The sequence below is a fragment of the Kutzneria buriramensis genome, from assembly GCF_003387475.1.
In the GTDB taxonomy this organism is placed as follows: Bacteria; Actinomycetota; Actinomycetes; order Mycobacteriales; family Pseudonocardiaceae; genus Kutzneria; species Kutzneria buriramensis.
Genome location: NZ_QUNO01000003.1, coordinates 502,201 through 528,691, shown reverse-complemented (window position 1 = coordinate 528,691; position 26,491 = coordinate 502,201). Strand labels below are relative to the sequence as shown.

Here is a 26,491-nt window from a genome sequence, read left to right as displayed (position 1 = left end):
GGTGTGTGGCACTCCGATCGGTCCCAGGTCTGAGCGGCCCGTGGGTGACACCGCGATCGGTTCCAGGTTTGGGTGGTCCATGAGGCGCGACCGGCGCCGGATCCGACGGCTCCAGCCTTCAGCTTCCGACGGGGCTTTCCGCCGGCGGTGTGCGGGGCTTGTCCGGGTCTGCCCACGCGACGACGTCGGCCCGCGTTCGCAGGCCCAGCTTGGTGCGGATCCGGTGCAGCCGGTAGGCCACGGTCCGCACACTGACTCCCAGGCGCGCGGCGATCTCGGGGTTGGTGAGGCCGGCGGCCACCAGTGCGGCGACCTCGCGTTCGTCCTCGGCCAGCTCGGCGCCGGTGGAACCGGAGGGGGCGGTCCACACACCGTGCAGGGCGTAGGCCATCACCTGCTCACGGTTGAGCCGGCCGACGTCGTCGGCGATGCGTTCGATCTCGTCGTCGTCGGGCACACCCCAGTCGCCGAGGCTGCTCTCGACCTGCCGTCGCCAGGCCGGCTCGGCGTACAGCCGGTCGCCGCCGCGGATGTAGCGCGCGGCGCAGAAGAGGCGGATCGCCCGTTCACCGTCGCCGCGACGGCCGGCGGCCATGGCGAGACCCTCCAGGGCGAACGGCACCTCCAACCAGCTCGCGGGCGCGTTGCGCAGGCTGTCGGCGAAGAACTCCTCGGCGGTGGTCAACTCGCCGCGACGCAGGGCGATGGTGCCGCCGGTGTGCAGCGCGAGGCTCATGCCGTGGCAGACGGGCCCGGCCCGGAACCGGCGCAGTGCGGCGGTGATGAGCTCGTCGGCACGGTCCAACTCGCCCAGCCAGTGCGCGGTGAGCGCCAACCGTTCGAGCACCATCGCGACGGCGGTCTCGGCCCCGGTCCGCTCGGCCAGCTCGAGGGCCTCGGTGAAGCGTTCCTTGGCGTCGGCCAGTCGCTCGGCGGCCTGACACACCGCGCCCATGGTGTAGAGCGCGCTGATCAGCGGCACCGGGTCGCCGGTCGTCCGGGCCAGCGCGAGCGCCTCGGCGAGGTACGTGACGCCCTCCTGCGTGTCACCCTGCACGGTCGCCAGGTAACCGGCATAGGTGAGCAGCAGGCAGCGATGCTCGGGCCGGGTGTGCACCCGGTCCAGGGCGGCGCGCAGCAGCTTGCGGCCCTCGGTGAGGAAGCCCCGCGGCATCCAGCAGCGGACGGTGGCCATGGTGAGCACCGCGTTGCGCTCGTCGTCGGTCGACGCGGTCCAGCGCACCGCCACCATCAAGTTGTCGATCAATCCCTCCAATCGGCGTTGCGCCGCCAGCGGGAACCACACGGGCTCCCGGACCAGCGGCTGGGCCAGCTCGGTCAGCCACCTCGTCAGCCGGTCGTGCGTCGCGGCGCCGTCGTCGGAGGCGTCCAGGCGTTCGCGCGCGTACAACCGGATGGACTCCAGCATCCGCAGCCTCGACGAGCCGGCCGCCGTCACGAGCGAGCCGGCCTGGAGGCGGAAGACCAGCTCGAACACGTGCTCCGGGCGGAACTCGTCGTCGGCACAGACCGCGATGGCCGTGTCCAGATCGAACGTACCGCTGAGCACCGACAGGCGGCGGAACACGACCTGCTCGTCGGGTCCGAGGAGCTGGTGGCTCCAGTCGATGGCCTGCCGAAGGCTGCGTTGACGTGCTTTTCCACGCCGATGGGCCGTTGTCAACAGCTCGAACCGGCCGGCCAGCCGGGCGTGGATCGCGCCCACCGACAGCATGGGGATCCGGTGTGCGGCCAGCTCGATCGCCAGCGGACTGCCGTCCAGCTCGGCGCACACCGCGGCGATCAGCCCGACGGTGTCGTCGTCCAGAGTGAACTCCTGGTCGCGCTCGCGGGCCCGGTCCACGAACAGCCGCACGGCGTCGCTGCGCATCGGGTCGGAATCGCCGCTGGGCAGGGCCAGGCCGTCCAGGGAGAACACCAGCTCGCCGGGGATGGCCAGCGCCTCCCGGCTGGTCGCGAGCACCCGCAGGCCGCGGCAGCGGCGCAGGGCCAGGTCGACGAACCGCGCGCTTGCGTCCACGAGGTGCTCGCAGTTGTCCAGGACGAGCAGGGTGCGCGTGCCACGCAACACCGTGAACAGGGCCTCGGTGATGGTCCGGCCCGGCAGTTCGCGCACGCCGAACGCGCCGGCCACCACCTGCGTGATGCGATCGCCGTCGTCCAGGCTGTCCAGCTCCACCAGCACGGCCCGCTGCGGCTGCCGGCCGGCGACCTCCAGCGCCAGCCGGGTCTTGCCGACGCCGGCGGGGCCGACGAGGGTGACCAGCCGGCGCTGCCCGATGAGCTGGGTGAGCTTCTCGATCTCCGGCCGGCGGCCGACGAAGCTGTCCACGAGCGCCGGCAGCACGCCCGGGATGTCCGAATTCACCGCGGCGGGAATGGTCGCTCGGGCCGCCGACGAGGCCCGTCGGCGATAGGCCCGCTGGCGGCACGCGTTCGAGCAGTAGCGCAGGCGTTGCTGGTCGGCGAGCACCCTCCCGCAGACCGCGCAAACCCGCTCCGCCGACGACACCGCAGTGACGCTAGCAGCAAGTGGCCTGGTCAAAATGGTGGTCACCCGATCAGCCGGTCGGCGCGTCGGCCGTATCCAACGACCACCGTTTTACGCCTGATCGACGAGATCGATGGATGACAACCCGCGAGGCCCCGCCGCTGCCTGGAGCGGTAGCTGGATTTCGATCGCCCGCCGCCGAAGCACCCACCTGAACCCCGATGCGGGCGATCGAAATCCAGCAAGCGAAGGCAGCGGGCCCGAGGGAACGAGCCCCGCGCGGCACGCGCGGCAAAAGCAGAGCGGATCCGAGGGGCCGAGCCCCGCGCGGCACGCGCGGCGAAGATACTGTGCGCTGTGACAGCCAGGACGCTCATCTGGACCCCCGTGCCGACCGCCAAGCTGCAAATGCGGCTGCACGAGGAGGGCGAGGGGCCTGCGGTGCTGGTCCCGGTGGCGTCCGGCACCGTGGTGCTGCCCGCGCCGTCGGCGCGTTTCCCGCGTGCGGTGGCGATGGCCCGCACCTGCCTGCGTATCGGCGAGCGGGCGCTGGCCGTGCGGTGGGACGACCACGCCGTCACCGCGCACCCGATCTACGAGAAGGCGCTCTACGGCTGGGCCTGGGGTGCGCACCGCGACGTGCTCGGGCTGCTGGAGGCGACGAACCCGCGGGGCGGCCTGGCCCGGATCCTGCTGCGCGGCATGTTCCTGCTGCACAGCGACAAGCGCGACCAGCGCAGCCGGCACGACGTGGTGGCGCGCCGGTTCGGCGAGACGCTGGACGGCGCCGACCGGGCGATGGTCGAACGGGTGCAGGACTGGCCGACCGGCGGCCCGACCGCCCTGGCGGCGCTGTTCACCGCCGCCGGACGGGACGACGTGGCGCAGGTGACGTCGCTGGTCGACGCCGGCCACGCCGACTCGTGGCTGGCCAAGCTGCCGGCCGACGCCAACCGCAAGGCGGTGCGGGAGGCCCCGCTGAACACCGTGCTGCCGGTCGTGCCGGTGGCTCAGGGCATGGGCCCCGTCACGACGTGACGGCGACCCGCCGGCGGAACAGCGTCGAGCGGCCCATGATCAGGCGGTTGGCCGGCACCTCGACGTAGCGGTACGTCAGCCAGGTGACGCCGAGGGCCAGGGTGAAGATGCCGGCGGCGGTCAGCGAGCCCGGGATCGACTCGATGTGCTTGAGCTTGGGGAACAGCGCCCGCACGGCGTGCATCACCAGCAGGTGCACCATGTAGAACGAGAATGACAGCTCGCCGAGGCGGATCATCACCGGGCTGCGCCACACCGACGCCGCGCCGCGCAGGTCGGCTGTCGCGGCGGCCGGGATCAGCAGCGCGAAGCCGATCAGCGTGGGGACGATGTAGCCGTAGTCGTACGGCAGCGCGGGCGCGGTGAAGTAGCCGATCAGCGTGACGGCGAGCGAGACCTCCATGCCGGGACCGCGCCAGCGGCCGAGCACCACCAGCCGCGCCAGGGCGATGCCCAGCGTGAACTCGAAGACGCGGGCGATCGGCAGGATGTGGACCGGCCAGTGCACGTTCTCGGCGTGCGCGGCGATGGGGATGGCCATCGCGATCACGGCGCTGCCGCCGGCCATGACCGTCGCGGCGCGGGCGCTGAGCCGGTGCGCGAGCGGGCCGACGAACGGGAACACCAGGTAGAAGAACGCCTCGCAGGCGAGCGACCAGCTGACCTTGTCCATGCTCTGGTTGTGCGCGTAGTCCGGCCACCAGGCGTGGATCAGCAGCAGGTTGGTCAGCGCGGGGCCGGGCTTGGGCAGGTCCTCGGACTTCAGCGCCAGCGCGAGCAGGATCGCGGCCAGCGCGGTGATCACGTGCACCGGGTAGATGCGGGCCACGCGGCGGCGCCAGAAGCGCAGCGGCCGGTCGTCCGGCCGGAACGCCCACATCATCACGAAGCCGGACAGGATGAAGAAGAACGAGACGCCGCTGGCGCCGTTGCCGAACAGCACCATCGCCACGTGCTCGGCCCGGCTGTCGTTCGTGAACAGGCCGGACACGCTGATGTGCAGGCCGAAGACCACGAACGCGGCCGCCCAGCGCAGGCCCGTCAGGGACGGGAGTCTGCGGTCCCCCCGTGGCGCGCTCGGCGTGGCCGCGACGGCCGGCTCGGTGATCACGGGTCGGCTAGCGGTGGCCAGCTGGGTCACTGGGGATCCTTCGGCGGTCTCGACGACAGCAGCAGCCGGCTACGGTACGACACCGGGCTTACCTCTTTAGATGGACGAGATGCCCGATTGGTTCGTCTGCCGGCAACAACACGCTCCGTACCGTGATGTAGATCACGGTCGCGAGGCCCTCTAAGCTGTGCTCGTGCCCCGTGTAGTCGTGCTGGATTACGGATCAGGCAACCTCCGCTCGGCCGAGCGCGCGCTGCGCCGCGTCGGCGCCGACGTGGAGGTGACCGCCGATCATCGGGCGGCGCTGGCCGCCGACGCCCTCGTGGTGCCCGGGGTCGGCGCGTACGCGGCGTGCATGACGGGTCTGAACGCCGTGCGCGGCGCGCGGATCATCGGCGAGCGGCTCGCCGGCGGCCGCCCCGTGCTGGGCATCTGCGTCGGCATGCAGATCCTGTTCGAGCGCGGCGTCGAGCACGGCATCGAGTCCGCCGGCTGCGGCGAGTGGCCGGGCACCGTGGAGCGCCTGCACGCGGACGTGCTGCCGCACATGGGCTGGAACACGGTGCAGGCCGCCGAGGGCTCCGTGCTGTTCGACGGCCTCGACGCCGACGCCCGCTTCTACTTCGTGCACTCCTACGGCGTGCGCAAGTGGGAGCTGGTGCCGGACAGCACCCTCAAGGCGCCGCTGGTGACGTGGGCGAACCACGGCGAGGACTTCGTCGCCGCGGTGGAGAACGGCGCGCTGTGCGCCACCCAGTTCCACCCGGAGAAGTCCGGCGACGCCGGCGCGCACCTGCTGGAGAACTGGCTCGCCAGCACGCGATAGGGTCCCCTTCGTGACGTTCTACCTGCTCCCCGCCGTTGATGTCGCCGACGGCAAGGCGGTGCGCCTCGTCCAGGGCGAGGCCGGCACCGAGACCTCGTACGGCGACCCGCTGGAGGCCGCGCTCGCGTGGCAGCACGACGGCGCCGAGTGGATCCATCTCGTCGACCTCGACGCCGCGTTCGGCCGTGGTTCCAACCGCGAGCTGCTCGCCGGCGTCGTCGGCAAGCTGGACGTGAAGGTGGAGCTGTCCGGCGGCATCCGCGACGACGAGTCGCTGGCCGCCGCGCTGTCCACCGGCTGCACCCGGGTCAACCTGGGCACCGCCGCGCTGGAGAACCCACAGTGGTGCGCCAAGGCCATCGCCGAGCACGGCGACAAGGTGGCGGTGGGCCTGGACGTGCGGATCACCGAGCAGGGGCACCGGCTGGCCGCCCGCGGCTGGACCAGCGACGGCGGCGACCTGTGGGACGTGCTGGACCGGCTGGACCGGGACGGCTGCTCCCGCTACGTCGTCACCGACGTCAGCAAGGACGGCACGCTGCGCGGCCCCAACCTGGAGCTGCTGCGGGCGGTCTGCGACCGCACCGACGCCCCGGTGATCGCCTCCGGCGGAGTGTCCAGTGTGGACGATCTGGTCGCGCTGGCCGGGCTGGCCGCCGACGGCGTCGAGGGTGCCATCGTCGGCAAGGCCCTCTACGCCAACGCTTTCACTCTCCCTGACGCTCTCGCTGCAACTCGCTGAACTTCGCCAGGATCCAGCGTTCGGCCTCGGCGGCCTGCACGCCGAGACCGGTCAGCACCTTGGCGCCGATGCCGTCGCCCTCGGCCAGCAGGCCGAGCAGCACGTGCTCGGTGCCGATGAAGTTGTGCTCCAGGCGCAGCGCTTCGCGTACGGACAGCTCCAGCACCTTGCGCGCTCGCGGCGTGAAGGGGATGTGCCCGGTGACTGCCTCACCGCCGGCCGGCGCCGCGACCTTCACCGCGGCGCGGACCTGTTCCTCGGTGACGCCCTGCGCGGCCAGGGCCTGCGCGGCCAGGCCCTCCGGCTGCGACATCAGCGCCAGCGCGATGTGCTCGGTGCCGATGTAGCCGTGGCCGGCGGTCTGGGCCTCGGTCTGGGACTGCGCCACGACCCGGCGGGCGCGGTCGGTGAAGCGGCTGAACGGGCCCCAGTCCATCGGCTCGTCCTTGGGCACGAAGCGCTTCTGCGCGGCCTGCTTGGTGACGCCCATGCTGCGGCCGATGTCGGTCCAGGTGGCGCCGGCCCGCCGGGCCTGGTCGACGAAGTGTCCGACCAGGTGGTCGGACAGCTCGCCGAGGCGGTCCGCCTGCTGCACCGCCTCGGCCAGCCGGGCCAGCGGGTCGCCGTCCGGGTGGAGATGGGCGACCAGGTTGATCATGTCGTCGAGTCGGATCGGTGTGGTCATGCCGTCAACGTTAGGTTGACCCTGGTACGGCTGTCAACCTTCGGTTGACGTCACTGCCACGTGCCGGACGCGCCGTACGTGCGGGGGCGTCCCGCCCGGACCGCGGCGTCCGCGATCACCATTGTCGCCGTCAGCAGAATGACGTCCTTGAGCACGTACTGACCCTCGAGATTGGGCATGTGGTCCGGGCCGCTGAACAGTTCGCCCGGCATCAGAACCAGTGGCAGCAGAATGCCGACCGCCCATAGCGCCATCGGGTATATCACCAGTCTGAGGCCCACTCCGGTGATCACCGACAGTCCGATCACGCATTCAACGGTGGCGAATCCGACCATCACCAGCCGGTCCGGCATGAGGCCCAGGGTCAGCATCCGGCTGACCGTCTCCACCATGTGCTCGGCCGGGCTGACGCCCGGGAAGTACTTGAGGAAACCGAAGAGGAGAATGATCGATCCCATGCTGATCCGGAGCAGTCGCACGCTGTTTCGCCCCAGCCAGGAGTGTATTGTGCTCTCGACTCTTGTGATCGTGTGCATGACTTCGGACACGCGCGCCTCCGCGGGAACGGGGAGTTTTCGGGTAGGCGGGACCCGTGGCCGGTCTCACCGTGAGTAGCGTATTGGGCGCGTTACGGGTACGGCCATCCCGAAATAACCCTAGGTATGGCCGGAACTACCTAGTTCGAAAATGTGTGCGGCGGCGGGTTTATTTGGAGTGTTTCCAGTCTGCATTCGGGCCCGCCGGGTGTGGTGCAGGTCTCGGCGGACCGTGCTGCCGGGGGCCGGTAGAGCTGACCGGCCGCCGACGGCGGCCCACCTCGGCCGGTGTCACGTTCGGTGACGAGGGTGGCCCGGAAGTCGGTATTCAGTGTGTCCGGGCGAGGGAACCGCCGGCTCGGACGGGGGGTGGGCGATCATGGTGTGGCAGGCTTCGGACAGACGTGAGGAGTTGCTGTGACTGCGTCGCCTCTGGGCTGGCAATTGCCGCCGAATTCCGATCATCCCCTGACGACTGCCGAGTATGAGCGCCTGCCCGAAGACACCGAACACCGCTGGGAACTTCAGGAGGGCTGGCTCGTGATGAGCCTTTCGCCGAAGTCCCGGCACATGGTCACGACGTCGCAGCTGATCATCCAGCTGGCGCCTCAGCTGCCCACTGGCCTCGGCGCTATCCCGGACATCGACATCAACCTTGAGCTGGCAGCGCCGGATGAGCCGGGCAATGTGCGCAGGCCAGACCTGATCATCGTCGACTCGGCGGCCTACGAACGATCCGACGCCGAGGGCACGCTGTTGCGTGCCTCCGAGGTGTTGGTGATCGTCGAGATCGTGTCGCGGGGCTCCGTGCGGATGGACAACGTCATCAAGCGCGGGGAGTATGCCGACGCGGGGATCCCGCATTACTGGATCATCGACGTCGACGAGCCCGTCTCGCTGGTCGACTGCCATCTGGCCGGTGAGTTCGGCTATCAGGACAATGGCGGTGTCGCCGGTGTGTTCACCGCGTCGGTGCCGTTCCCGGTGCGGCTCGACCTGGATGCCCTGGTCAGGTTGACCCCATAGAGTGGGAGCCGTGGGTGGTTCGTTCATTCGGCGGGTGCGGCTGGACGAGCCGTCGACGGGTCGGTATCCCTTCACGCTGCCGGTGGTGCGGTGGCTGGCCGAGTCGGAGGGGCTCGACCTCCGGGCCGGCGTCACCTTCCTGATCGGCGAGAACGGGGCCGGCAAGTCGACGCTGGTGGAGGCGATCGCGGTCGCCGCCGGGTTCAACCCGGAGGGCGGGAGCCAGGACTTCCGGTTCGCGACGCGGGCGACGGAGTCGTCGCTGGGGGACTACCTGACGCTGAGCCGGGGGATCGGCAAGCCCCGCACGGGGTTCTTCCTGCGGGCGGAGTCGTACTACAACGTGGCGACGGAGATCGAGCGGCTGGGGCACGACTCGATCCAGCACTACGGCGGCCGGTCGCCGCATGAGCGCTCGCACGGCGAGTCCTTTTTGGATCTGGTGACGCACCGTTTCGGGCCTAATGGCCTGTACATCCTGGACGAGCCGGAGGCGGCGCTGTCAGTGCGCGGTTGCCTGGCGCTGGTGGCGCGAATGGCGGATCTCGCGCAGCAGGACTGCCAGCTGATCGTGGCCACGCACTCGCCGATCCTGCTGTCCCTGCCGGGCGCGGCGATCCTGGAGGTGGGCGAGGACGGCGCGATCGAGCGGGTGGACTTCGACTCGGCGCTGCCGGTGCGGCTGACCCGGGAGTTCCTCGCCGAACCGGACCGCTATCTGCGGCACCTGCTGGCATGACCCGTAAGCTGGCGGTATGCCCGTCGCAGTCCGTGTGATCCCGTGTCTCGACGTCGACCGGGGCCGTGTCGTCAAAGGCGTCAACTTCACCGACCTCCGGGACGCGGGCGACCCGGTCGAGCTGGCGGCCGCCTACGACGCGGCCGGCGCCGACGAGCTGACATTCCTGGACGTGACGGCGTCCTCCTCGGACCGCGAGACCACCTACGACGTGGTCCGCCGCACGGCGGAGCAGGTGTTCATCCCGCTCACGGTCGGCGGCGGCGTGCGCGCCCCCGAGGACGTGGACCGGCTGCTCCGCGCGGGCGCGGACAAGGTCAGCATCAACACCGCCGCGATCGCCCGGCCGGAGCTGCTGCGGGAGGCCTCGCAGCGGTTCGGCGCGCAGTGCATCGTGCTGTCGGTGGACGCGCGGCGCGTGCCAGAGGGCGGCGAGCCGACGCCGTCGGGCTTCGAGGTGACGACCCACGGCGGACGCCGCGGCACGGGCATCGACGCGGTGGAGTGGGCGGCGCGCGGCCAGGAGCTGGGCGTCGGCGAGATCCTGCTCAACTCGATGGACGCCGACGGCACGAAGGCGGGCTTCGACCTGGAGCTGATCCGGCTGGTACGGGCGCAGGTGACCGTGCCGCTGATCGCCAGCGGCGGCGCCGGCCAGGTCGACCACTTCCCGCCGGCCATCGCGGCCGGCGCGGACGCGGTGCTCGCGGCGAGCGTGTTCCACTTCGGCACGCTCAGCATCGGCGAGGTCAAGGACGAGCTGCGCGGCGCCGGGGCGGTGATCCGGTGAAGCAGGTGCTGCCGGGTTCCTCGGCCCCGCTGGAGATCAAGCTCGCATCTCTCGTATTGGCCGGCGGTGGGCTGCTGTTCCTGTTGACGTTCCTGGTGCTGGGCATCCAGGCCGGCGACCTCGGCTCGGTGATCCTGCCCGCGCCGGTCGCGGTGATCAGCCTCGGCCTCGGCGCCGGGCTGCTGGCCGGGGCCCGGCCGGTGCGCGTACCCGCTCTACTGTGGACGATCCTCGTCGCGGTGCTGTATGCCGCGTTCGCCTTGCTGGCCAGCGAGATCTGGCTGGCGGTGCTGACCGGGGTGCTGGCCGCCGTGCACGTCTACTCGCTGGTCCTGCAGATCACCCTGCCCGCCCGCCGACACATGGGAAGCGCCACGTGACCGACACGCTCGACCCCGAGATCGCCAAGCGGCTCAAGCGAAACGCCGACGGGCTGGTGTGCGCGGTCGCGCAGCAGCGCGGCACCGGCGAGGTGCTGATGGTGGCGTGGATGGACGACGCCGCCCTGCACCGCACGCTCACCACCCGCGAGGCGACGTACTACTCGCGCAGCCGGCAGGCGCAGTGGATCAAGGGCGAGACGTCCGGGCACACCCAGCGGGTGCACGAGGTGCGCCTGGACTGCGACGGCGACACCGTGCTGCTGGTGGTGGACCAGGAGGGCGGGGCCTGCCACACCGGCGACCGCACCTGCTTCGACGCCGGCAGCATTCTTGGCCCCGCCTCCGGCGGGGCGGGCTCGGCTGAGCTTGTGGCGCCGCCTCCGGCGTCGCGGCTCGGCTGAGCTTTTGCCGCCCGTTCCGGGCGGGGCTCGGCTGAGCCTTTGCCGCCCGTTCCGGGCGGGGCTCGGCCGCTCGTGACCGGCGCCTTCCCTAGCCGGATTGCGATCGCTCGCGTCGGCTGGGGTTGTGGGGCACGTCGGGTGGCGAGCGATCGAAATCCGGCGACGGTCCAGGCGCCGGCGCGGCCGAGCGGTCTTCGGGCTGACGGTAGTCAGGCGAGGTCGCCGGCGCGGCCGAGCGGTCTCCGGGGCTGACGGCGGTCAGGGCAGGTTGAGGTCGCCGGTGAGGTAGCGCTGGAGGGTGGGCCCGATGGTGGCGGCCAGGGTGTCGATGTCGGCGTCCACGATGGAGTCCAGCCGCAGCACGTAGCGGGCCAGCCCGAGGCCGGCCAACTGCGAGCCGAACAGGCCCAGGCGCAGCTCCGGCTGGTCGACGCCGAGTTCGCGGATGATGCCGCCGAACAGGACGGAGATGAACTGCTTGAGCATCTGGGCGGCCGACTCCTGGGTGGCGGCGCTGCGCACGAGGGTGGCGAAGGAGCCGCCGCCGGAGTTGTCCCAGGTGGTGATGAACGTCCGCACCACCCGGACCGCGATCTGGTCGACGGGACCGCTCAACACCGTCTCCCGGATCCACTCGGGCGTGACCGGGAGTTCGACCGCGGCGGCGAACAGGCCCTGCTTGCCGCCGAACCAGTGGTTGACCATCGCGGGGTCCACCTCGGCCCGCGCGGCGATGGCACGTACGGTGGCGCCGTCGAATCCCTGTTCGGTGAAGACCTCCCGGGCGGCGGCCAACAGGGCCGCCCTGGTGTCCTCGCCGGCGGGTCGGCGGCCCCGCCGCTTGGGGTCGGTCACGTGCTCTCCTTATTTCAACAACCATTGAAATCTAGGACCGCTTGGCCACGGCGTCAACCCGATGGGGAACAATGGCGACCATGGTCAGTGCCTTCGGGGAGGTCAGTCCCAGCCGCGACGAGTTCCGCGCGCTGGCGGCACAGCGCAGGGTCATCCCGGTCGTCCGCCGCCTGCTCGCGGACGCCGAGACACCGGTGGGGGTGTACCGCAAGCTCGCCGCCGACCGTCCGGGCACCTTCCTGCTGGAATCCGCCGAGAACGGCCGGTCGTGGTCGCGGTGGTCGTTCGTGGGCGTGCGCAGCCCGGCGGCGCTGACCGTGCGGGACGGCGAAGCGGTCTGGACCGGCATGCCGCCGGTCGGCCTGCCCAGCGGCGGCGACCCGATGCAGGCCCTGCGCGAGACCATCGAGGTGCTGCGCACCGACCCGCTGCCCGGCCTGCCCCCGTTGACCGGCGGCATGGTCGGCTTCGTCGGCTACGACTCGGTGCGCCGCCTGGAGCGCCTGCCGGAGCTGGCCGAGGACGACCTGAAGCTGCCGGAGATGGTGATGCTGCTGGCCACCGACCTGGCGGCGCTGGACCACCACTCGGGCTCCATCACGCTGATCGCCAACGCCGTCAACTGGGACGACTCGCCGGAGCGGGTGGACGCGGCCTACGACGACGCGGTGCGCCGCCTGGACGAGATGACCGAGGAGCTCTCCGCCGAGGCCCCACCGACGGTGTCGACGCTGCGGCCGGCCGAGGTGCGGCTGCGCCGCCGCCGCACGTCCGAGGAGTTCGGCGCGGCGGTGGAGACGGCCAAGGAGGCCATCCGCGCCGGCGAGGCCTTCCAGGTGGTGCTGTCCCAGCGGTTCGAGGTCGACACCACCGCGGACGCCCTGGACGTGTACCGGGTGCTGCGCACGACCAACCCCAGCCCGTACATGTACCTGCTGCGGCTGGACGGCTTCGACATCGTCGGCGCGAGCCCGGAGGCGCTGGTCACGGTGCGCGAGGGCAAGGCGACCGCGCACCCGATCGCCGGCACCCGCTGGCGCGGCGCCGACCCCGACGAGGACGCGCTGCTGGAGAAGGACCTGCTGTCCGACGCCAAGGAGCGCGCCGAGCACCTGATGCTGGTCGACCTGGGGCGCAACGACCTGGGGCGGGTCTGCCGGCCCGGCTCGGTGCACGTGGTCGACTTCTTCAAGGTGGAGCGGTACAGCCACGTGATGCACATCGTGTCCACGGTCACCGGCCAACTCGACGAGGGCCGCACCGCATTCGACGCGGTGGCGGCGTGTTTCCCGGCCGGCACGCTGTCCGGCGCGCCCAAGCCCCGCGCGATGGAGCTGATCGAGGAGCTGGAGCCGACCCGCCGCGGCCTGTACGGCGGCATCGTCGGCTACCTGGACTTCGCCGGCGACGCCGACACCGCGATCGCCATCCGCACCGCCCTGGTCCGCGACGGCGTGGCCTACGTGCAGGCCGGCGCGGGCATCGTGGCGGACTCCAACCCGCAGGCGGAGGACACCGAGTGCCTGAACAAGGCGCGCGCGGTGCTGGCCGCCATCGCCACCGCGGAGACGCTGCGGCCGGCCCGCGACTCGGTGACCGCCGATGTCTGACCGTCGTCCACTCTGGACGGTGGTGGGCCTGCTGGCGCTGGCCTCGCTGCTGCTGTGGCTGTCGTCGCTGATGACGTGGTCGTGGACGCAGCGCACCGACCCGCTGGCCGGGGTGGTGACCACCAAGCTGACCGGCTCGCAGGAGGCGACCGCGCTGGTGCCGCTGGCCCTGCTGGCGCTGGCGCTGATCGCGGCGGTGGTGGCGACCGGCGGGCTGCTGCGGCGGATCGCCGGCGGGGTGGTGTTCCTGGTCGGCGTGGGCACGGTCTGGGTCGGCTTCGACAACGCCCCGGAAATCTTCGCCACCCACCCGGCGGGCTACCCGACCGTGACCATCGTGGCCGGGCACGGGATCGCGGTGCTGGCCGGGCTGGCCGTGACGCTCGCGGGTGTCCTGTTGGTCCGGTCCGGGCACCGGATGCCCCGGCTCGGCGCCCGCTACCAGGCTCCGGCGCAGGCCAAGAAGGCGGCCGACCCGGACCGCGACCTCTGGCAGGCGCTGGACTCGGGCTCGGACCCCACCGCCAATCAGTGACGGAAGCGGCACGCGGCGTGATTGTTACCGGTTAGGGCCTTGACTACCAGGGGTCCTTCGATGACCCGCCGTACGTGCCCGATGCATCGCGGGGTTAGCATCAAACGCGGCGGGAAGGGGAGTTGGCGTGACCGTGCTCGACTCGATCATCGACGGCGTCCGCGCCGACCTGGCCGCGCGCCAGGCCGAAATCCCATTCGAGGTCATCAAGGAACGCTCGCTGGCGGCGGCGTCGCCGCGCGACGTGATGACCGCCCTGAACGCGCCCGGCATCGGCGTCATCGCCGAGGTCAAGCGGCGCAGCCCGGCGCGCGGCGAACTCGTCCCGGTGCTCGATCCCGCCGAACTGGCAAGGGAATACCAGGCCGCGGGGGCCCGGGTGATCAGCGTGCTGACCGAGCGGCGGCACTTCGGCGGGTCGCTGGCCGACCTGGCCGCGGTCCGGGCCGCGGTGAGCGTTCCCGTGCTGTGCAAGGACTTCGTCGTCAGCCCGTACCAGGTGCACGAGGCCCGCGCGCACGGCGCCGACATGGTGCTGCTGATGGTGGCCGCGCTGGAGCAGAACGCCCTGGAGGCGCTGCTGGACCGCATCGAGTCGCTGGGCATGGTCGCGCTGGTCGAGGTGCACAACGCCGAGGAGTGCGACCGGGCCCTGGAGGCCGGGGCCAAGGTGCTCGACGTGAACGCGCGCAACCCGCACACGCTCGAGGTGGACCGGGACATGTTCAGCCGGCTGGCGCCCGGCCTGCCGTTCGACACCTACAAGGTGGCCGAGTCCGGCGTGCGCAGCCCCGGCGACCTGATGACCTACGCCGGCGCGGGCGCGGACTCCGTGCTGGTCGGGGAAAGCCTGATCACCAGCGGGGATCCGAAGGCGGCCGTGACGCAGCTGGTCACCGCCGGCTCGCACCCGGCCTGCCCGCGGCCCAGTCGTTGACGACAGCTCTCTGGGGAGACATGACCGACAAGCACGACCCGGATCAGCGGGGCTACTTCGGCGAGTACGGCGGCAGGTTCCTGCCGGAGGCGCTGATCGCGGCCATGGACGAGCTGACCGCGGTGTACGAGAAGGCCCGCCTCGACCCCGAGTTCACCGGCGAGTTCGACCGCCTGCTGCGGGACTACGCGGGCCGGCCGTCGCTGCTGACCGAGGCCAAGCGGTTCGCCGAGCACGCCGGCGGCGCGCGGATCCTGCTCAAGCGCGAGGACCTCAACCACACCGGCTCGCACAAGATCAATAACGTGCTCGGGCAGGCGCTGCTGACCAAGCGCATGGGCAAGAAGCGGGTCATCGCCGAGACCGGCGCCGGCCAGCACGGCGTGGCCACCGCCACCGCGTGCGCGCTGATGGGCCTGGACTGCGTGATCTACATGGGCGAGGTCGACACCGAGCGCCAGGCGCTGAACGTGGCCCGCATGCGGCTGCTCGGCGCCGAGGTCATCGCGGTGAAGACCGGCTCGCGCACCCTCAAGGACGCCATCAACGAGGCGCTGCGGGACTGGGTCGCCAACGTCGACACCACGCACTACCTGCTCGGCACCGCGGCCGGCGGCCACCCGTTCCCGGTGATGGTCCGCAACTTCCACCGGATCATCGGCATCGAGGCCCGGCAGCAGTGCCTGGACCTGATCGGCCGGCTGCCGGACGTGGTCGCGGCCTGCGTGGGCGGCGGCTCCAACGCGATCGGCATCTTCCACGGCTTCCTCGACGACCCCGAGGTGCGGCTGGTCGGCCTGGAGCCCGGCGGGCACGGCATCGAGTCCGGCGAGCACGGCGCGACGCTGACCGAGGGCACACCCGGCATGCTGCACGGCGCCCGCTCGTACCTGTTGCAGGACGAGGACGGCCAGACCGTCGAGGCCTACTCGATCTCGGCCGGCCTGGACTACCCGGGCGTCGGCCCGGAGCACTCGTACCTCAAGGACATCGGCCGCGCCGAGTACCGGCCCGTGACCGACGCCGAGGCCATGGACGCGATGATGCTGCTGTCCCGGACCGAGGGCATCATCCCGGCCATCGAGTCCTCGCACGCGCTGGCCGGCGCCCAGGTGCTGGGCCGCGAGCTCGGTCCCGACGGCGTGATCCTGGTGAACCTGTCCGGTCGCGGCGACAAGGACATGGGCACCGCCAACAAGTTCTTCAACCTCGTGCCGGAGAGTGACTCCTGATGCCGCTGCTCGACGAGGGACGGTCCTCGCTGATCGGCTACCTGCCGGCCGGCTTCCCCACCGTCGAAGGCTCGAAATCGCTGCTCAAGGCCATGGTCGACGGCGGCTGCGACCTGGTCGAGGTGGGCGTGCCCTACTCGGACCCGGTGATGGACGGGCCGACCATCCAGGCCGCCGCCGACCAGGCGCTGGCGAACGGCTTTCGGCTGCGCCACGTGTTCGAGGTCGTCGAGGCCGTGTCCGCGGCCGGCGGCAAGGCCGTGGTGATGAGCTACTGGAACCCGATCTACCACTACGGCGTGGACAAGTTCTCGCGCGACCTGGCCGCGGCCGGCGGCCTGGGCATCATCACGCCGGACCTGGTGCCGGACGAGGCCGCCGAGTGGATGGCCGCGTCGCAGGCGCACGGCCTGAACCGCATCTTCCTGGTCGCGCCGTCCTCGACCGAGGAGCGCATCGCCATGACCGCCGCGGCGAGCAGCGGCTTCCTGTACGCGACGTCCGTGATGGGCGTGACCGGCGCGCGGGACGTGGTCAGCAACGCCGCGCCGGAGCTGGTGGCGCGCGTGCGTGCCCACACCGACCTGCCGATCGGCGTCGGCCTCGGCGTGAAGTCGGGGGCGCAGGCGGCGGAGCTGGCCGCCTTCGCGGACGCGGTCATCGTCGGCTCGGCCTTCGTGACCAGGTCGGCCGACGGCGAGTCCGGCGTCGCTGAGCTGGCCAAGGAGCTCGCCGAGGGCGTGCGCAACCCGGTGGCCACCGCGTCGTGACCTGATACGAACCCGGGTCGGACACAGGCGTCACACAGCCTCAAGTACCGTGGGCGCGTGCCGAACCATGTGATCCTGGCCAGCTTCCCCAGCCCGCCACAGGGCGTGTGGCACCTCGGGCCGATCCCGATCCGCGCCTACGCGCTGTGCATCATCGCCGGCATCATCGTGGCGATCGTGTGGGGCGAGCGCCGGTTCCAGGCGCGCGGCGGCCAGAAGGGCTTCATCACCGACATGGCCGTCTGGGCCGTGCCGTTCGGCCTGGTCGGCGGCCGCCTGTACCACCTGGCCACCGACTGGCGGACCTACTTCGGCCCGGGCGGCAACCCCATCGGGGCGCTCGAGGTGTGGAACGGCGGCCTCGGCATCTGGGGCGCCATCGCGCTGGGCGGCGTCGGCGCGTGGATCGGCGCCCGCCGCCGGGGCGTGCCGCTGCCGGCGGTCGCCGACGCGATCGCCCCCGGCATCGTGCTCGCGCAGGCCATCGGCCGCATCGGCAACTACTTCAACCAGGAGCTCTACGGTCGTCCCACCGACGTGCCGTGGGCGCTGGAGATCTACAACCGGGTCGACCCGAGCACCGGCATCGCCGACCCGATCAACGGCATCGCGCAGGGCCCGCCCACCGAGCTGGTGCACCCGACGTTCCTCTACGAGCTGCTGTGGAACATCGGCGTCGCGATCCTGGTGGTGTGGGCCGACCGGCGGTTCAAGCTGGGCCACGGCCGGGCGTTCGCGCTGTACGTCGCCGGCTACACCGCGGGCCGGTTCTGGATCGAGCTCATGCGCAACGACGAGGCGACGCACGTCTTCGGCGTGCGGATCAACGTCTTCACCGCCGCGATCGTGTTCATCGGCGCGGTGATCTATCTGATCGTGGCGCGCAAGCGCGGCCCCCGCGAGGACCTGGTGGCCATTCGCGAGGCGTACGAGGCGGGGCTGCCGGACGCCTCCGGCGAGGCCGTCGACATGGAGGTCGCGGACGCCGAGAAGGCCGAGGGCGCCGCGGAGGAAGCCGAATCGGATACCACTGAGTCGGAGAAGGCCGAGGAGGAGGCCCCGGCGGACGAGAAGTCCGAGGAGCCGAAGTCCGCGGAGGAGACTCGCGTCGAGGAAGCTGCCGAGCGCAAGAGCTGAGTCGGCCTACCATCGCTGTCCATGCGGATCCTCGTCGTCGAGGACGATGACCGGGTGGCGCGGGGCCTGGTGACGGCGCTGCGCCACGCCGGCTACGAAGTGCACCGGGTGGGCACGGTGGCGGACGCGGTGAGCGCCCCGCCGGTCGACGTGGTGCTGCTCGACATGGGGCTGCCCGATGGCGACGGCATCGAGGTGTTGCGCCGGCTGCGGCGCGACTCCGGGACCGCGGTGATCGCCGTGACGGCCCGCGGTGAGGAACGGGACCGGGTGCTCGGGCTGCGGTCCGGCGCGGACGACTACGTGGTGAAGCCGTTCGGCACGGCGGAGCTGCTGGCCCGGATCGAGGCGGTGCTGCGGCGCACCCGGTGGGCGCGGGCGGAGGCCGTGGACGCCGAGATCGTGGCGGTCGGGCCGCTGCGGCTGGACACCGCCACGCGCGCCGTTTCGGTGGATGACCGCGAGCTGGCGTTGACCCGTAAGGAGTTCGACCTGCTAGCGCTGCTAGCGGCGCGCCCGGGGCAGGTCGTGAGCCGGGATCTGATCATGGACCAGGTGTGGCAGGCGTCGTGGGAGGCGCCGTCACGGACGTTGGACACCCACGTCGCGGCGCTGCGCGGCAAGCTCGGCGGCCAGGTGCGCATCGAGACCGTCCGCGGCGTCGGCTACCGCCTGGTGGGCTGATGCTCCGACGCCTCCTCCTCGTCCTGCTCCCGCTGCTGTTGCTGCTGGCGGCGGCGCTGGGCGGCCCGCTGGCCAACGCCGTAGCCGAGCGGGAGACGCAGGCGACGTACCTGGACCGGCTCACCGACGTCGGCCGGTTCGCGTCGCTGGCGGAGAGCGCGCTCAACTCCACCCACACCGAGGCGTTGCAGGACGAGGTGGCCCGCTACGGCCAGCTGTACGGCATCCCGGTCGCCGTGGTCGCGGTCGACGGCGACATCGTGGCGGCGTCGCAGCAACGGCCCGACCTGACCGATCCGGCGGTGGTCGCCGCCATGGACTCGGCGTTCGCCGGCACGCGGCCGAGCCCGCCGGCGGCGGTGATGCCGTGGGAGACCGCGCCGCTGGTCGTCGTCGAGCCGGTGGGGCGGGACAGCGAGGTCGTGGCGGCGGTGGTCGAGGTGTCGCCGACCGACCGCCTGCGCGCCGACATCCTGTCCCAGTGGGGCTGGCTGGCGGCGCTAGGAATCCTGCCGCTGCTAGCGGTGATAGCGGCGGCCTGGCCGATCTCGCGCTGGATCCTGCGGCCCGTCCGGCGGCTGGACGAGGCGACCGCGGCGATCGCCGGCGGCATTGTCGACACGCACGTGGACGACGTCAGCGGGCCGCCCGAGCTGCGCCGGCTCAGCACGTCCTTCAACACCATGGTCGACGTGGTCAACACCGCGATGCGCCGGCAGCGGGACTTCGTCGCCGACGCCTCGCACCAGCTGCGCAACCCGCTGGCCAGCCTGCGGTTGGCCGTCGACAACCTGAAGCCGCACCTGCCCGACTCCGAGCCCGTGCGCGAGGCGCACCACATCGCCGTCGACGAGGCCCAGGAGATGGGCAACGTGCTGGACGCGCTGCTCGCCGCCACCCGGCTCGACGCCGCCGCCGAGACCGTGGAGCTGGCCCTGCTGGTGTCCGCCCATCTGCCCAAGTGGCAGGTGCTCGGCGTGACCGTCGAGACGGATGTGCCGGCGGGGCAACGGGTTCCGGTGTCCTATGGCAGTGTCCTGGACGAACTGGTGGCCAACGCCGCCCGGCTGTCCGGCGGCACACGCGTCCGAGTGTTCTTCGTGGACGGTTCCCTGCACGTCGCCGACAACGGAACCGGGTTGTCCGAAGAGGACCGGGCGCAGGCCCTCAACCGGTTCTGGCGTTCCCCCAGGCACCAGAACGTCAGCGGCACCGGCCTGGGTCTGTCCATCTGCGCCGACCTGATCTCCGCCGCCGGCGGCACGCTCCGCCTGGCCGAGGCGAACCCCGGCCTGGACGTCGTCATCACCCCCGCGAGTCGCGACTGAGCGCAGTGTCCGGTCGGGACGCGGGGGAATTCGGCCAGCCGCCGCCGATGTCCGCAGTGCGCCACCACCGGCCGCCCCGTCGACCGTAGTCAGGACGGCGCGGAGATCCGGCCGCGCATCAGGGCTTCGGCAGGAAATCACGACGTGAAAGGTGGCGGGCACCATGCGTGAACCGAGATCGAGGACGGCGCTGCTCGCGGTGCTGGTCGTTGCCGTCGCGTTCAGCCTTCCGGCGGCGGCGTCCCGGGCCGACGCCCGGGGCGTGAACGGTCCCGCGCTCTCCACTCTCCCCAGCCACACGGCATTCGCTCAGCGGCCCCATCCCTACACCTTCATCATCGTGGCGCGGCACAGCGTCAAGTGCCTGGAGGTTGCGGACGCCAGCGTCGACAACGGCGCGAACGTGGTCCAGCGGACGTGCGATGAGAGCCTCAACCAGCAGTGGTCCTTCTTGTATCTGGAGAACAACAGGTACCTGATGGTGGCGCGGCACAGTCACAAGTGCCTGGAGGTTGCGGACGCCAGCCTCGAGGACGGCGCTAACGTGGTCCAGTCGACGTGCAATGGCGGCGCCAACCAGCAGTGGTCCTTCTATCACGTGGGTGGCAACAGCTACCTGGCGGTGGCGCGGCACAGTCACAAGTGCCTGGAGGTTGCGGACGCCAGCCTCGAGGACGGCGCGAACGTGGATCAGTGGACGTGCGACGGCGGCACCAACCAACAGTGGAGCCTCGGTTACTGATCGCTTTTCCTCACAGTGGTGCCAGGGCATGGCGGAGGGCGGCGTAGGTTTCGGGGATTCCGGCGGCGTGGACGATCCTGGCGTCGGGGCGGGCGGCCAGCAACTCCAGCAACCGGTCGTACATTGTGGACAGCGTCGCGGCGTCGGTGTGCTTCACGGGATCGTTCCGCTCGAAGAACCGGCGCCGCACGTTTTCCTTGATGTCCAACAGAACCACTTCCACGAACTCCGTGCCGACCTCGGCGGCCAGCGCCGAGAGCTCGAGGACGAACTCCGGTCGGCCCAGGAACTGCGGCACCACAACGTCGTGCCCGGCGAGCAGGTGCGTGCGGGCCGCCGCCACCGCCAGGGCCCGGGCCAGCAGCCCGGCCCGGGCGGGATCCGCTTGCCAGCCGCCGATCTGGCCGCGCAGCACGTCGATGTCCAGGTTCAGCGCCGGTGGATGATCGTCCACGTACAGACCGGCCATCGTCGACTTGCCGACTCCGGGCGGCCCGTTGAGCAGCACCAGCATTCAGCGCTTCACGTCCCGGAACCAGCCGGCCGCCCCCGGGTGCAGCGGCACGATGCCGGTCGCGATGCCGGTGCGGACGTTGATGTGGCTGGCCTCGGGATGCCCCTTGGTGATCACCGAGACCTCGGTGAACACCGTCTCGGTCACGATCCGCGCCACGTCGTCGCCCAGGTCGTCCCGGCTCAGCAGCAGGTTCGGCACCGCCACGGTCGGGCACGCCTTGACCCCGTGGTACGTGGTCGACGGGATCGTCGCCGGCACGTACGGCCCCGGATACTTGCCGGCCAGCAGCTTCGCCTCGGCGTCCAGCGACACCAGCCGGACCGACTTACGTCTGGCCAGGTCGGTGATCGCCGGCGTGGGGATGCCGGTGAGCGTGAGCATGGCGTCGATGGTGCCGTCGGCCACGGCGTTCGCCCCGTCCGTCTGGGACATCTGCACGCCGACGGGTTTCACGCCGGTCATGCCCAGCAGCCGGTCGGAGGTGAAGCCGGTGCTGGATCCCTGCGCCCCCAGCGACACCTTCCTGCCGGTCAGGTCCGAGAAGGACTGGATCGGCGAGTCCGCCGGCACGACGAGGTGCAGGAAGCTGTCGTAGAGCCGGCCGATGGCGCTCAGCCCGGCCGGCGACTTGCCGGTGCTCTCGATGGCGTCCAGCGACGCCAGGCCCAGCTGCCCGGCTCCGGCGGCCAGCAGCCGCAGGTTGTCCACCGAGGACCCGGTGGGCATGGCCGTGATGAACGTGTTCGGCAGGTGTGGCTTCAGAGCCGCCACGAGCGAGGCCCCGACCTCCCGGAAAACCGCCCCGGACGGACCGGTCAACAGGACGAGCCTGGCCAGTTCCGGAGCCGGTGGCCCGCTGCAACTCGCCGCCACGGCGCCCACGCCCATGGCGGCCAGTCCTCGCAGCAGCGATCGCCGGTCCAGCGACATGGCAGGAAGGGTAGCTGTCAACGTCAGGTGAACCCAAAGTTTCGCCGGGCGCGCTTGTCCTGCGGTAGTCGTGTGCCAAGGATCACTGCAATTCCCACACATGGGTCATAAGGAGTGAGGGCATGTCGACGGCGACCGCCACCCGTAAGCCGTGGGTCCAACAGCTGTACTTCTGGGTCATCGCGGCAATCGTGCTGGGCATCGTGTTCGGGCTCGTGTTCCCGCACGCGGCCGCCAACTCGAAGTGGCTGGCCGACCTCTTCGTGAACCTGATCAGGATGGTGACCGCTCCCGTCATCTTCCTGACGGTCGTGGTCGGCATCGCGAGCCTGGGCAACCTGGCCAAGGCCGGCGGCCTGGCGCTGCGGGCCATCGGCTACTTCATCGTGATGACGCTCGTCGCGCTGGTCATCGGCCTGGTCGTGGTCAACGTGCTGCAGCCGGGCACGGGCCTGAACCTGCACGTCGACCCGAAGGCGGCCGACTCCACGATCAAGGCGGCGGGCCAGGCCACCGAGGGCGTCACCGACTTCATCCTCAGCCTCGTGCCGAGCTCCTTCGTCGGCGCGTTCACCGGCACCCAGCTGATCCAGGTGCTGGTGGTCGCCGTGTTCGTCGCGATCGGGCTGTCCACGCTGGGCGAGCGCGGCAAGCCGATCCTGCGGGCGTTCGAGTCGCTTCAGGCGCTCATGTTCGCCGTGATCAAGGCGGTCATGTGGATCGCCCCGATCGGCGCGTTCGGCGGCATCGCGTACACCGTCGGCGCGTTCGGCAGTAAGATCCTGGGCAGCCTGGCCTTCCTGATGCTCGCGTTCTACCTGACCTGCATCCTGTTCATCGTGGTGGTGCTGGGGCTGATCGCCAGGTTCGTGGGCTTCAACCTGTTCAAGTTCCTGCGCTACATCAAGGACGAGCTGCTCATCGTGTTGGGCACCTCCTCCAGCGAGACGGTGCTGCCGCGGCTGATGACCAAGCTGGAGGCGGCCGGCGCGAGCCGCTCGGTGGTCGGCCTGACCGTGCCCACCGGCTACTCGTTCAACCTGGACGGCACCTGCATCTACCTGACGATGGGCGCGCTGTTCATCGCGCAGGCCACCGGCCACGAGATCGGCATCGGCACCCAGATCGGGCTGCTGCTGTTCATGCTGCTGTCCAGCAAGGGCGCCGCCGGCGTCACCGGCGCCGGCCTGGTCACGCTGGCCGCCTCGCTGTCGGCGTTCGGCACCGTCATCCCGGTCGTGGGCATCGCGCTGATCGTCGGCATCGACCGGTTCATGTCCGAGGCCCGCGCCATCACCAACGTGATCGGCAACGGCGTCGGCAGCCTGGTCGTCGCCCGCTGGCAGGGCGAGCTGGACCGGGACCGCCTCCGGGAAGTTCTGGACAACCCCTCCGCGGTGGATGCGGAGAAGGATGCCGCTCAGGTTGTGACGGCCTCCTGAGCGGCGGCGTGGGTCGCGACTCCCCGAGGCCGCGGCCCACGCCCACAGTCGAGTCGGCGCGCCGGTGCCCCTCCTTCTCCCGGCGCGCCGGCTTTTCTCGTTCTCCGCACGGGACCCCTGTCCCCGCGTGGGGCTCAGTCCCGGCGAGGCGCGACGACCAGGCTGCCGTCGGGGGCCGTCAGCACGGTCACCGACGCTCCGTAGTGCCGCGAGAGGCGGTCCGCGGTCAGCACCTGCGCGGGGGTGCCGGCCGCCGCCACGTCGCCGCCGTCGAGCAGCAATACCCGGTCGGGGTATTGGGCGGCCAGCGTGAGGTCGTGCAGCGTGCTGACGACCGTGGTGCCGTCGGCCCTGCGCAGCTGATCGACGAGTTCCAGCAGGGCCTGGGCGTGGCCGATGTCCAACCCGGTCGTCGGCTCGTCCAGCAGCAGGACCCCGGCCTGCTGGGCCAGCACCCGGGCCAGCACCGCCCGCTGCCGCTCGCCGCCGGACAGCGTCCGCAGTGGACGGTGGGCGAGGTCGGCGAGATCCAGCCGTGCCAACGCGCCCGCGACCAGGTCGAGGTCCGACCGGCTCTCCCGGCCCAGCGGCCCGAGGTGCGGGGTCCGGCCCAGCAGGACGTAATCCGTGACGGTGAGGCCCTCGGGCAGCGACGGCGTCTGCGGCGCGTAGCCCAGCACCCGGGCCCGCTCGCGATTCCCCAGCGCCGCAACGGATTTCGAGCCGACGAGCACGTCACCGGTGGCCGGCACCAGACCGGCGACCGCCTTCAGCAGCGTCGACTTGCCGGCCCCGTTCGGCCCGATGATCGCCAGCCAGCTGCCGGCCGGCACGTCCACGGTGACGTCCCGGACCACCGTCCGGCCGCGATAGCCGGCGGTCACGCCGGTCAGCCGCAGCGCGGTCACGACTGCCGCCGGCGGAGCACGAGAACGAAGAACGGCGCGCCGGTAAACGCGGTCACCACGCCGATCGGCAATTCCGCGGGGGCCAGCGCCGTCCGCGCGACGATGTCGGCGAGGACGAGGAAAATGGCCCCGCCGGCCAGCGACAAAGGCACCACAACGCGGTAGCTGGCCCCGAACAGCAACCGAATCACGTGCGGCACAACGATTCCCACGAATCCGATCAAGCCGCTCGCCGATACCGCGGCGGCCGTCGCCAGCGACGCCGCGCCGAGCACCACCAGCCGCACCACGCCCGGCCGCACGCCCAGCGACGCCGCCTCCTCGTCACCGAGCGTCAGCACGTCCAGCAGGCCGGCGCAGGAGCACAGCACCACCAGGGCAACCGCCAGATAGGGCAGCACCGACAGCACCTGGCTCCATCCACTGGTGGACAGTCCACCCAGGATCCAGCCGTACACCTGTTGCAACGTAAGGGTGTTCAGCTGCTGAACGAAGGTCTGCACCGCCGTCAGGAACGACGCCACGGCAACGCCGGCCAGCAGCAGCGTGGCCGTGCCGGCGCCGGCGGACCGGCCAAGACCCCAGGTCAGGGCCACGCCGCCGAGCGCGCCGGCGAACGCCGCCGCCGGCAGGTACGCCATGCCCGCGCCCGGCGCCAGCACCACCATGATCGTCACCACCATGCCCGCGCCGGCCGCGGCGCCGAGCAGGTAGGGGTCGGCCAGGGGGTTGCGGAACACCCCCTGGAACGTCGCCCCGGAGCAGGCCAGACCCGCGCCGACCAGGCCGGCGAGCACCACCCGAGGCATCCGCAGCTGCCACAGGATCGCCGACTCCTGCACGCTCAGCGGCGACACGCCACCGGTCAGCTGCGCCCACACTTCGCCGAGCACCCGCTGCCAGCCCAGGTCGATCGCGCCCAGGAGCACCGCCCCGACCACGACGACCACCAGCACGAGACCGGTGACGAGCAGATGCCACCAGGTCAGCCGGGTCGGCCTGGCCATCCGCCGTCAGCCGGCCTTCTGCACGGCGGCCGCGACGGCCCGCGCGAAGTCGACCACGCGCGGCCCCCAGCGGGAGGCGATGCTGTCGTCCAGCGCGACCACGTTGCCGGCCTGCACGGCGTGCAGCGAACCCCAGCCCGGACGGGCGGCGACGGCGGACGCGTTCTGCTGGCAGCACACGGTGTCGGCCAGGAAGATCAGGTTCGGGTTGGCGGCGATCACCTTCTCCGCCGACAGCTGCGGGTAGTCGCCGGCTCCGCCGGCGGCGTCGGCGATGTTGTGCAGCCCGAACAGGCCGTACACCTGGCCCACGAACGTCTTCGACGTCACCGTGTACCCGTCCGCCGACAGCTCGTGGAAGTAGCTCAGCGACTTCCTCGGGGTCTTGGCCACCACGTCGGTGATCTGGGCCTTCATGTCGCCGACCAGGCGATCGGCCTCGCTCTGATGCCCGGTCGCCTTGCCCAGCAGCGAGATCTGCCCGTACGCGTCGTCCAGCGAGGAGGCGGCCTTGAGCAGCAGCACCGGGATCTTGAGCTGGGTCAGGCCCGCCACCACGTTGTTGGTGTCGTCGTAGACGATCACCAGGTCGGGCTTTTTCGCCGCGATGGCCTCGACGTTCGGCTTGAATGCGTCGATGTCGCTGCGCGGCGCGGAGGACGGGTAGTCCGACAGCTTGTCCACGGCCGTGACCTGCGGGCCGGCGCCGATCGCGAACAGGTCCTCGGTGCTGGCCGGGCTCAGCGACACGATGTGCTGCGGCTGGGCGGCGATGCTCACCGGCTTGCCACCCGATGGGGTGACGGTGACCGGGAACGACGGGCCGCTCGCGGTGGCGGGCGGCTCGCTGTGCGTGGCGCAGCCGGCGAGGGCCAGGGCGGCGGCCAGCACGAGGGCGGGCATTGTGCGGTTCACGACCGGACGCTATCAAGCGGCGACGGCCTGTGATCGGAATCACCGACCGTGAGCGGGCTTCGTCGGGCGCGCATGTCGTCCGCGTGTCGGCTATGCTTAGCAAGCCGAAGTTTCTGGTTGATGTCCGCGGCAATGTCGTCCGGGTAACCCAGA

At 71.2% G+C, this 26,491-nt stretch carries 28 protein-coding genes; 18 read left to right on the top strand and 10 right to left on the bottom strand.

The window, feature by feature from the left end; translation table 11 throughout:
• Positions 1 to 118 precede the first annotated feature (118 nt).
• The gene (locus BCF44_RS10875) at positions 119 to 2,533 is read right to left on the bottom strand and encodes an ATP-binding protein (RefSeq protein WP_147328458.1); all 2,415 of its coding nucleotides are present in this window, start codon (positions 2,531 to 2,533) and stop codon (positions 119 to 121) included.
• A 336-nt stretch (positions 2,534 to 2,869) separates the two neighbouring features.
• Here BCF44_RS10875 and BCF44_RS10870 point away from each other — a divergent pair, with 336 nt between their 5' ends.
• Positions 2,870 to 3,550: a hypothetical protein gene (locus BCF44_RS10870; RefSeq protein WP_147328457.1), complete on the top strand. Its 681-nt coding sequence runs from the start codon at positions 2,870 to 2,872 to the stop codon at positions 3,548 to 3,550.
• Here the strand turns inward: BCF44_RS10870 and BCF44_RS10865 are convergent.
• Positions 3,540 to 4,691 carry an acyltransferase family protein gene (locus BCF44_RS10865; RefSeq protein WP_116174040.1) on the bottom strand — a complete coding sequence of 384 codons (1,152 nt, stop codon included), beginning with the start codon at positions 4,689 to 4,691 and terminating at the stop codon, positions 3,540 to 3,542. The genes BCF44_RS10870 and BCF44_RS10865 overlap by 11 nt on opposite strands.
• Before the next feature lie 163 nt (positions 4,692 to 4,854).
• Between BCF44_RS10865 and hisH the strand changes: the two genes are divergently transcribed.
• Both hisH and priA read left to right on the top strand, forming a co-directional pair.
• Entirely contained in the window at positions 4,855 to 5,487 is a 633-nt protein-coding gene (gene hisH, locus BCF44_RS10860) for an imidazole glycerol phosphate synthase subunit HisH (RefSeq protein ID WP_211352975.1), read from the top strand.
• 10 nt (positions 5,488 to 5,497) lie between these two features.
• Complete coding sequence (priA, locus tag BCF44_RS10855; RefSeq protein WP_116174038.1) at positions 5,498 to 6,229, top strand: bifunctional 1-(5-phosphoribosyl)-5-((5-phosphoribosylamino)methylideneamino)imidazole-4-carboxamide isomerase/phosphoribosylanthranilate isomerase PriA; 732 nt, start codon at positions 5,498 to 5,500, stop codon at positions 6,227 to 6,229.
• Here the strand turns inward: priA and BCF44_RS10850 are convergent.
• Together BCF44_RS10850 and BCF44_RS10845 are read right to left on the bottom strand one after the other, a co-directional pair.
• Positions 6,195 to 6,914: a Clp protease N-terminal domain-containing protein gene (locus BCF44_RS10850; protein WP_116174037.1), complete on the bottom strand. Its 720-nt coding sequence runs from the start codon at positions 6,912 to 6,914 to the stop codon at positions 6,195 to 6,197. The genes priA and BCF44_RS10850 overlap by 35 nt on opposite strands.
• A gap of 50 nt (positions 6,915 to 6,964) precedes the next feature.
• The gene (locus BCF44_RS10845) at positions 6,965 to 7,393 is read right to left on the bottom strand and encodes a DoxX family protein (RefSeq protein WP_116174036.1); all 429 of its coding nucleotides are present in this window, start codon (positions 7,391 to 7,393) and stop codon (positions 6,965 to 6,967) included.
• 474 nt (positions 7,394 to 7,867) lie between these two features.
• On the opposite strand from BCF44_RS10845, the gene BCF44_RS10840 reads away from it, so the two are divergent.
• Genes BCF44_RS10840 through hisI form a run of 5 tightly spaced genes read left to right on the top strand, consistent with a single transcriptional unit; the run spans position 7,868 to position 10,789 of the window.
• Positions 7,868 to 8,476 (top strand): Uma2 family endonuclease, encoded by a 609-nt coding sequence (locus BCF44_RS10840; RefSeq protein ID WP_116174035.1) that lies wholly within the window; start codon positions 7,868 to 7,870, stop codon positions 8,474 to 8,476.
• A 10-nt stretch (positions 8,477 to 8,486) separates the two neighbouring features.
• Complete coding sequence (locus BCF44_RS10835) at positions 8,487 to 9,215, top strand: AAA family ATPase (protein WP_246014940.1); 729 nt, start codon at positions 8,487 to 8,489, stop codon at positions 9,213 to 9,215.
• Positions 9,216 to 9,231: 16 nt separating this feature from the next.
• Positions 9,232 to 10,005, top strand: a complete 774-nt coding sequence (gene hisF / locus BCF44_RS10830; protein WP_116174033.1) for an imidazole glycerol phosphate synthase subunit HisF — start codon at positions 9,232 to 9,234, stop codon at positions 10,003 to 10,005.
• Positions 10,002 to 10,385 (top strand): hypothetical protein, encoded by a 384-nt coding sequence (locus tag BCF44_RS10825; RefSeq protein WP_116174032.1) that lies wholly within the window; start codon positions 10,002 to 10,004, stop codon positions 10,383 to 10,385. The genes hisF and BCF44_RS10825 overlap by 4 nt, the downstream gene beginning before the upstream one ends.
• Entirely contained in the window at positions 10,382 to 10,789 is a 408-nt protein-coding gene (gene hisI, locus BCF44_RS10820; protein ID WP_116174031.1) for a phosphoribosyl-AMP cyclohydrolase, read from the top strand. The genes BCF44_RS10825 and hisI overlap by 4 nt, the downstream gene beginning before the upstream one ends.
• Positions 10,790 to 11,047: 258 nt before the next feature.
• Here hisI and BCF44_RS10815 read toward each other — a convergent pair whose 3' ends face one another.
• Positions 11,048 to 11,644: a TetR/AcrR family transcriptional regulator gene (locus tag BCF44_RS10815; RefSeq protein WP_116174030.1), complete on the bottom strand. Its 597-nt coding sequence runs from the start codon at positions 11,642 to 11,644 to the stop codon at positions 11,048 to 11,050.
• Between the two features lie 80 nt (positions 11,645 to 11,724).
• On the opposite strand from BCF44_RS10815, the gene BCF44_RS10810 reads away from it, so the two are divergent.
• From BCF44_RS10810 to BCF44_RS10770, 9 genes are all read left to right on the top strand, one after another.
• Complete coding sequence (locus BCF44_RS10810; protein WP_116174306.1) at positions 11,725 to 13,254, top strand: anthranilate synthase component I; 1,530 nt, start codon at positions 11,725 to 11,727, stop codon at positions 13,252 to 13,254.
• Positions 13,247 to 13,789, top strand: coding sequence for a Trp biosynthesis-associated membrane protein (locus tag BCF44_RS10805; RefSeq protein WP_116174029.1), 543 nt, complete (start codon positions 13,247 to 13,249; stop codon positions 13,787 to 13,789). The genes BCF44_RS10810 and BCF44_RS10805 overlap by 8 nt, the downstream gene beginning before the upstream one ends.
• 127 nt (positions 13,790 to 13,916) lie before the next feature.
• The gene (gene trpC / locus BCF44_RS10800; protein WP_116174028.1) at positions 13,917 to 14,726 is read left to right on the top strand and encodes an indole-3-glycerol phosphate synthase TrpC; all 810 of its coding nucleotides are present in this window, start codon (positions 13,917 to 13,919) and stop codon (positions 14,724 to 14,726) included.
• A gap of 20 nt (positions 14,727 to 14,746) precedes the next feature.
• On the top strand, positions 14,747 to 15,958 hold the full coding sequence (trpB, locus tag BCF44_RS10795) for a tryptophan synthase subunit beta (protein WP_116174027.1): 1,212 nt from the start codon (positions 14,747 to 14,749) through the stop codon (positions 15,956 to 15,958).
• Complete coding sequence (gene trpA / locus BCF44_RS10790; protein ID WP_116174026.1) at positions 15,958 to 16,728, top strand: tryptophan synthase subunit alpha; 771 nt, start codon at positions 15,958 to 15,960, stop codon at positions 16,726 to 16,728. The genes trpB and trpA overlap by 1 nt, the downstream gene beginning before the upstream one ends.
• Before the next feature lie 57 nt (positions 16,729 to 16,785).
• Positions 16,786 to 17,865 carry a prolipoprotein diacylglyceryl transferase gene (lgt, locus tag BCF44_RS10785; RefSeq protein WP_116174025.1) on the top strand — a complete coding sequence of 360 codons (1,080 nt, stop codon included), beginning with the start codon at positions 16,786 to 16,788 and terminating at the stop codon, positions 17,863 to 17,865.
• Between the two features lie 21 nt (positions 17,866 to 17,886).
• The gene (locus tag BCF44_RS10780; protein WP_116174024.1) at positions 17,887 to 18,549 is read left to right on the top strand and encodes a response regulator transcription factor; all 663 of its coding nucleotides are present in this window, start codon (positions 17,887 to 17,889) and stop codon (positions 18,547 to 18,549) included.
• Entirely contained in the window at positions 18,549 to 19,877 is a 1,329-nt protein-coding gene (locus BCF44_RS10775; protein WP_116174023.1) for a HAMP domain-containing sensor histidine kinase, read from the top strand. Before BCF44_RS10780 ends, BCF44_RS10775 begins: the two co-directional genes overlap by 1 nt.
• A gap of 163 nt (positions 19,878 to 20,040) precedes the next feature.
• Entirely contained in the window at positions 20,041 to 20,619 is a 579-nt protein-coding gene (locus tag BCF44_RS10770; protein WP_116174305.1) for an RICIN domain-containing protein, read from the top strand.
• A gap of 10 nt (positions 20,620 to 20,629) precedes the next feature.
• On the opposite strand, the gene BCF44_RS10765 is transcribed toward BCF44_RS10770, so the two are convergent.
• Together BCF44_RS10765 and BCF44_RS10760 are read right to left on the bottom strand one after the other, a co-directional pair.
• The gene (locus BCF44_RS10765) at positions 20,630 to 21,133 is read right to left on the bottom strand and encodes an AAA family ATPase (protein ID WP_116174022.1); all 504 of its coding nucleotides are present in this window, start codon (positions 21,131 to 21,133) and stop codon (positions 20,630 to 20,632) included.
• On the bottom strand, positions 21,134 to 22,066 hold the full coding sequence (locus tag BCF44_RS10760) for a TAXI family TRAP transporter solute-binding subunit (RefSeq protein WP_246014939.1): 933 nt from the start codon (positions 22,064 to 22,066) through the stop codon (positions 21,134 to 21,136).
• A gap of 122 nt (positions 22,067 to 22,188) precedes the next feature.
• On the opposite strand from BCF44_RS10760, the gene dctA reads away from it, so the two are divergent.
• Positions 22,189 to 23,508, top strand: a complete 1,320-nt coding sequence (dctA, locus tag BCF44_RS10755; RefSeq protein ID WP_116174021.1) for a C4-dicarboxylate transporter DctA — start codon at positions 22,189 to 22,191, stop codon at positions 23,506 to 23,508.
• Positions 23,509 to 23,642: 134 nt separating this feature from the next.
• Here dctA and BCF44_RS10750 read toward each other — a convergent pair whose 3' ends face one another.
• Genes BCF44_RS10750 through BCF44_RS10740 form a run of 3 tightly spaced genes read right to left on the bottom strand, consistent with a single transcriptional unit; the run spans position 23,643 to position 26,338 of the window.
• Positions 23,643 to 24,416, bottom strand: coding sequence for an ABC transporter ATP-binding protein (locus BCF44_RS10750; RefSeq protein ID WP_116174020.1), 774 nt, complete (start codon positions 24,414 to 24,416; stop codon positions 23,643 to 23,645).
• The gene (locus BCF44_RS10745; RefSeq protein ID WP_116174019.1) at positions 24,413 to 25,423 is read right to left on the bottom strand and encodes a FecCD family ABC transporter permease; all 1,011 of its coding nucleotides are present in this window, start codon (positions 25,421 to 25,423) and stop codon (positions 24,413 to 24,415) included. The genes BCF44_RS10750 and BCF44_RS10745 overlap by 4 nt, the downstream gene beginning before the upstream one ends.
• A 6-nt stretch (positions 25,424 to 25,429) precedes the next feature.
• Complete coding sequence (locus BCF44_RS10740) at positions 25,430 to 26,338, bottom strand: ABC transporter substrate-binding protein (RefSeq protein ID WP_246014938.1); 909 nt, start codon at positions 26,336 to 26,338, stop codon at positions 25,430 to 25,432.
• Positions 26,339 to 26,491: the final 153 nt, after the last annotated feature.

What these genes read in the sequence shown, in the direction of transcription:
- BCF44_RS10850 (WP_116174037.1), bottom strand. Translation starts at nt 6,914, where the DNA reads ATGACCACACCGATCCGACTCGACGACATGATCAACCTGGTCGCCCAT.
- hisF (WP_116174033.1), top strand. Translation starts at nt 9,232, where the DNA reads ATGCCCGTCGCAGTCCGTGTGATCCCGTGTCTCGACGTCGACCGGGGC.
- BCF44_RS10810 (WP_116174306.1), top strand. Translation starts at nt 11,725, where the DNA reads ATGGTCAGTGCCTTCGGGGAGGTCAGTCCCAGCCGCGACGAGTTCCGC.
- BCF44_RS10805 (WP_116174029.1), top strand. Translation starts at nt 13,247, where the DNA reads ATGTCTGACCGTCGTCCACTCTGGACGGTGGTGGGCCTGCTGGCGCTG.
- trpB (WP_116174027.1), top strand. Translation starts at nt 14,747, where the DNA reads ATGACCGACAAGCACGACCCGGATCAGCGGGGCTACTTCGGCGAGTAC.
- trpA (WP_116174026.1), top strand. Translation starts at nt 15,958, where the DNA reads ATGCCGCTGCTCGACGAGGGACGGTCCTCGCTGATCGGCTACCTGCCG.
- BCF44_RS10780 (WP_116174024.1), top strand. Translation starts at nt 17,887, where the DNA reads ATGCGGATCCTCGTCGTCGAGGACGATGACCGGGTGGCGCGGGGCCTG.
- BCF44_RS10775 (WP_116174023.1), top strand. Translation starts at nt 18,549, where the DNA reads ATGCTCCGACGCCTCCTCCTCGTCCTGCTCCCGCTGCTGTTGCTGCTG.
- BCF44_RS10770 (WP_116174305.1), top strand. Translation starts at nt 20,041, where the DNA reads ATGCGTGAACCGAGATCGAGGACGGCGCTGCTCGCGGTGCTGGTCGTT.
- BCF44_RS10765 (WP_116174022.1), bottom strand. Translation starts at nt 21,133, where the DNA reads ATGCTGGTGCTGCTCAACGGGCCGCCCGGAGTCGGCAAGTCGACGATG.
- BCF44_RS10760 (WP_246014939.1), bottom strand. Translation starts at nt 22,066, where the DNA reads ATGTCGCTGGACCGGCGATCGCTGCTGCGAGGACTGGCCGCCATGGGC.
- dctA (WP_116174021.1), top strand. Translation starts at nt 22,189, where the DNA reads ATGTCGACGGCGACCGCCACCCGTAAGCCGTGGGTCCAACAGCTGTAC.
- BCF44_RS10745 (WP_116174019.1), bottom strand. Translation starts at nt 25,423, where the DNA reads ATGGCCAGGCCGACCCGGCTGACCTGGTGGCATCTGCTCGTCACCGGT.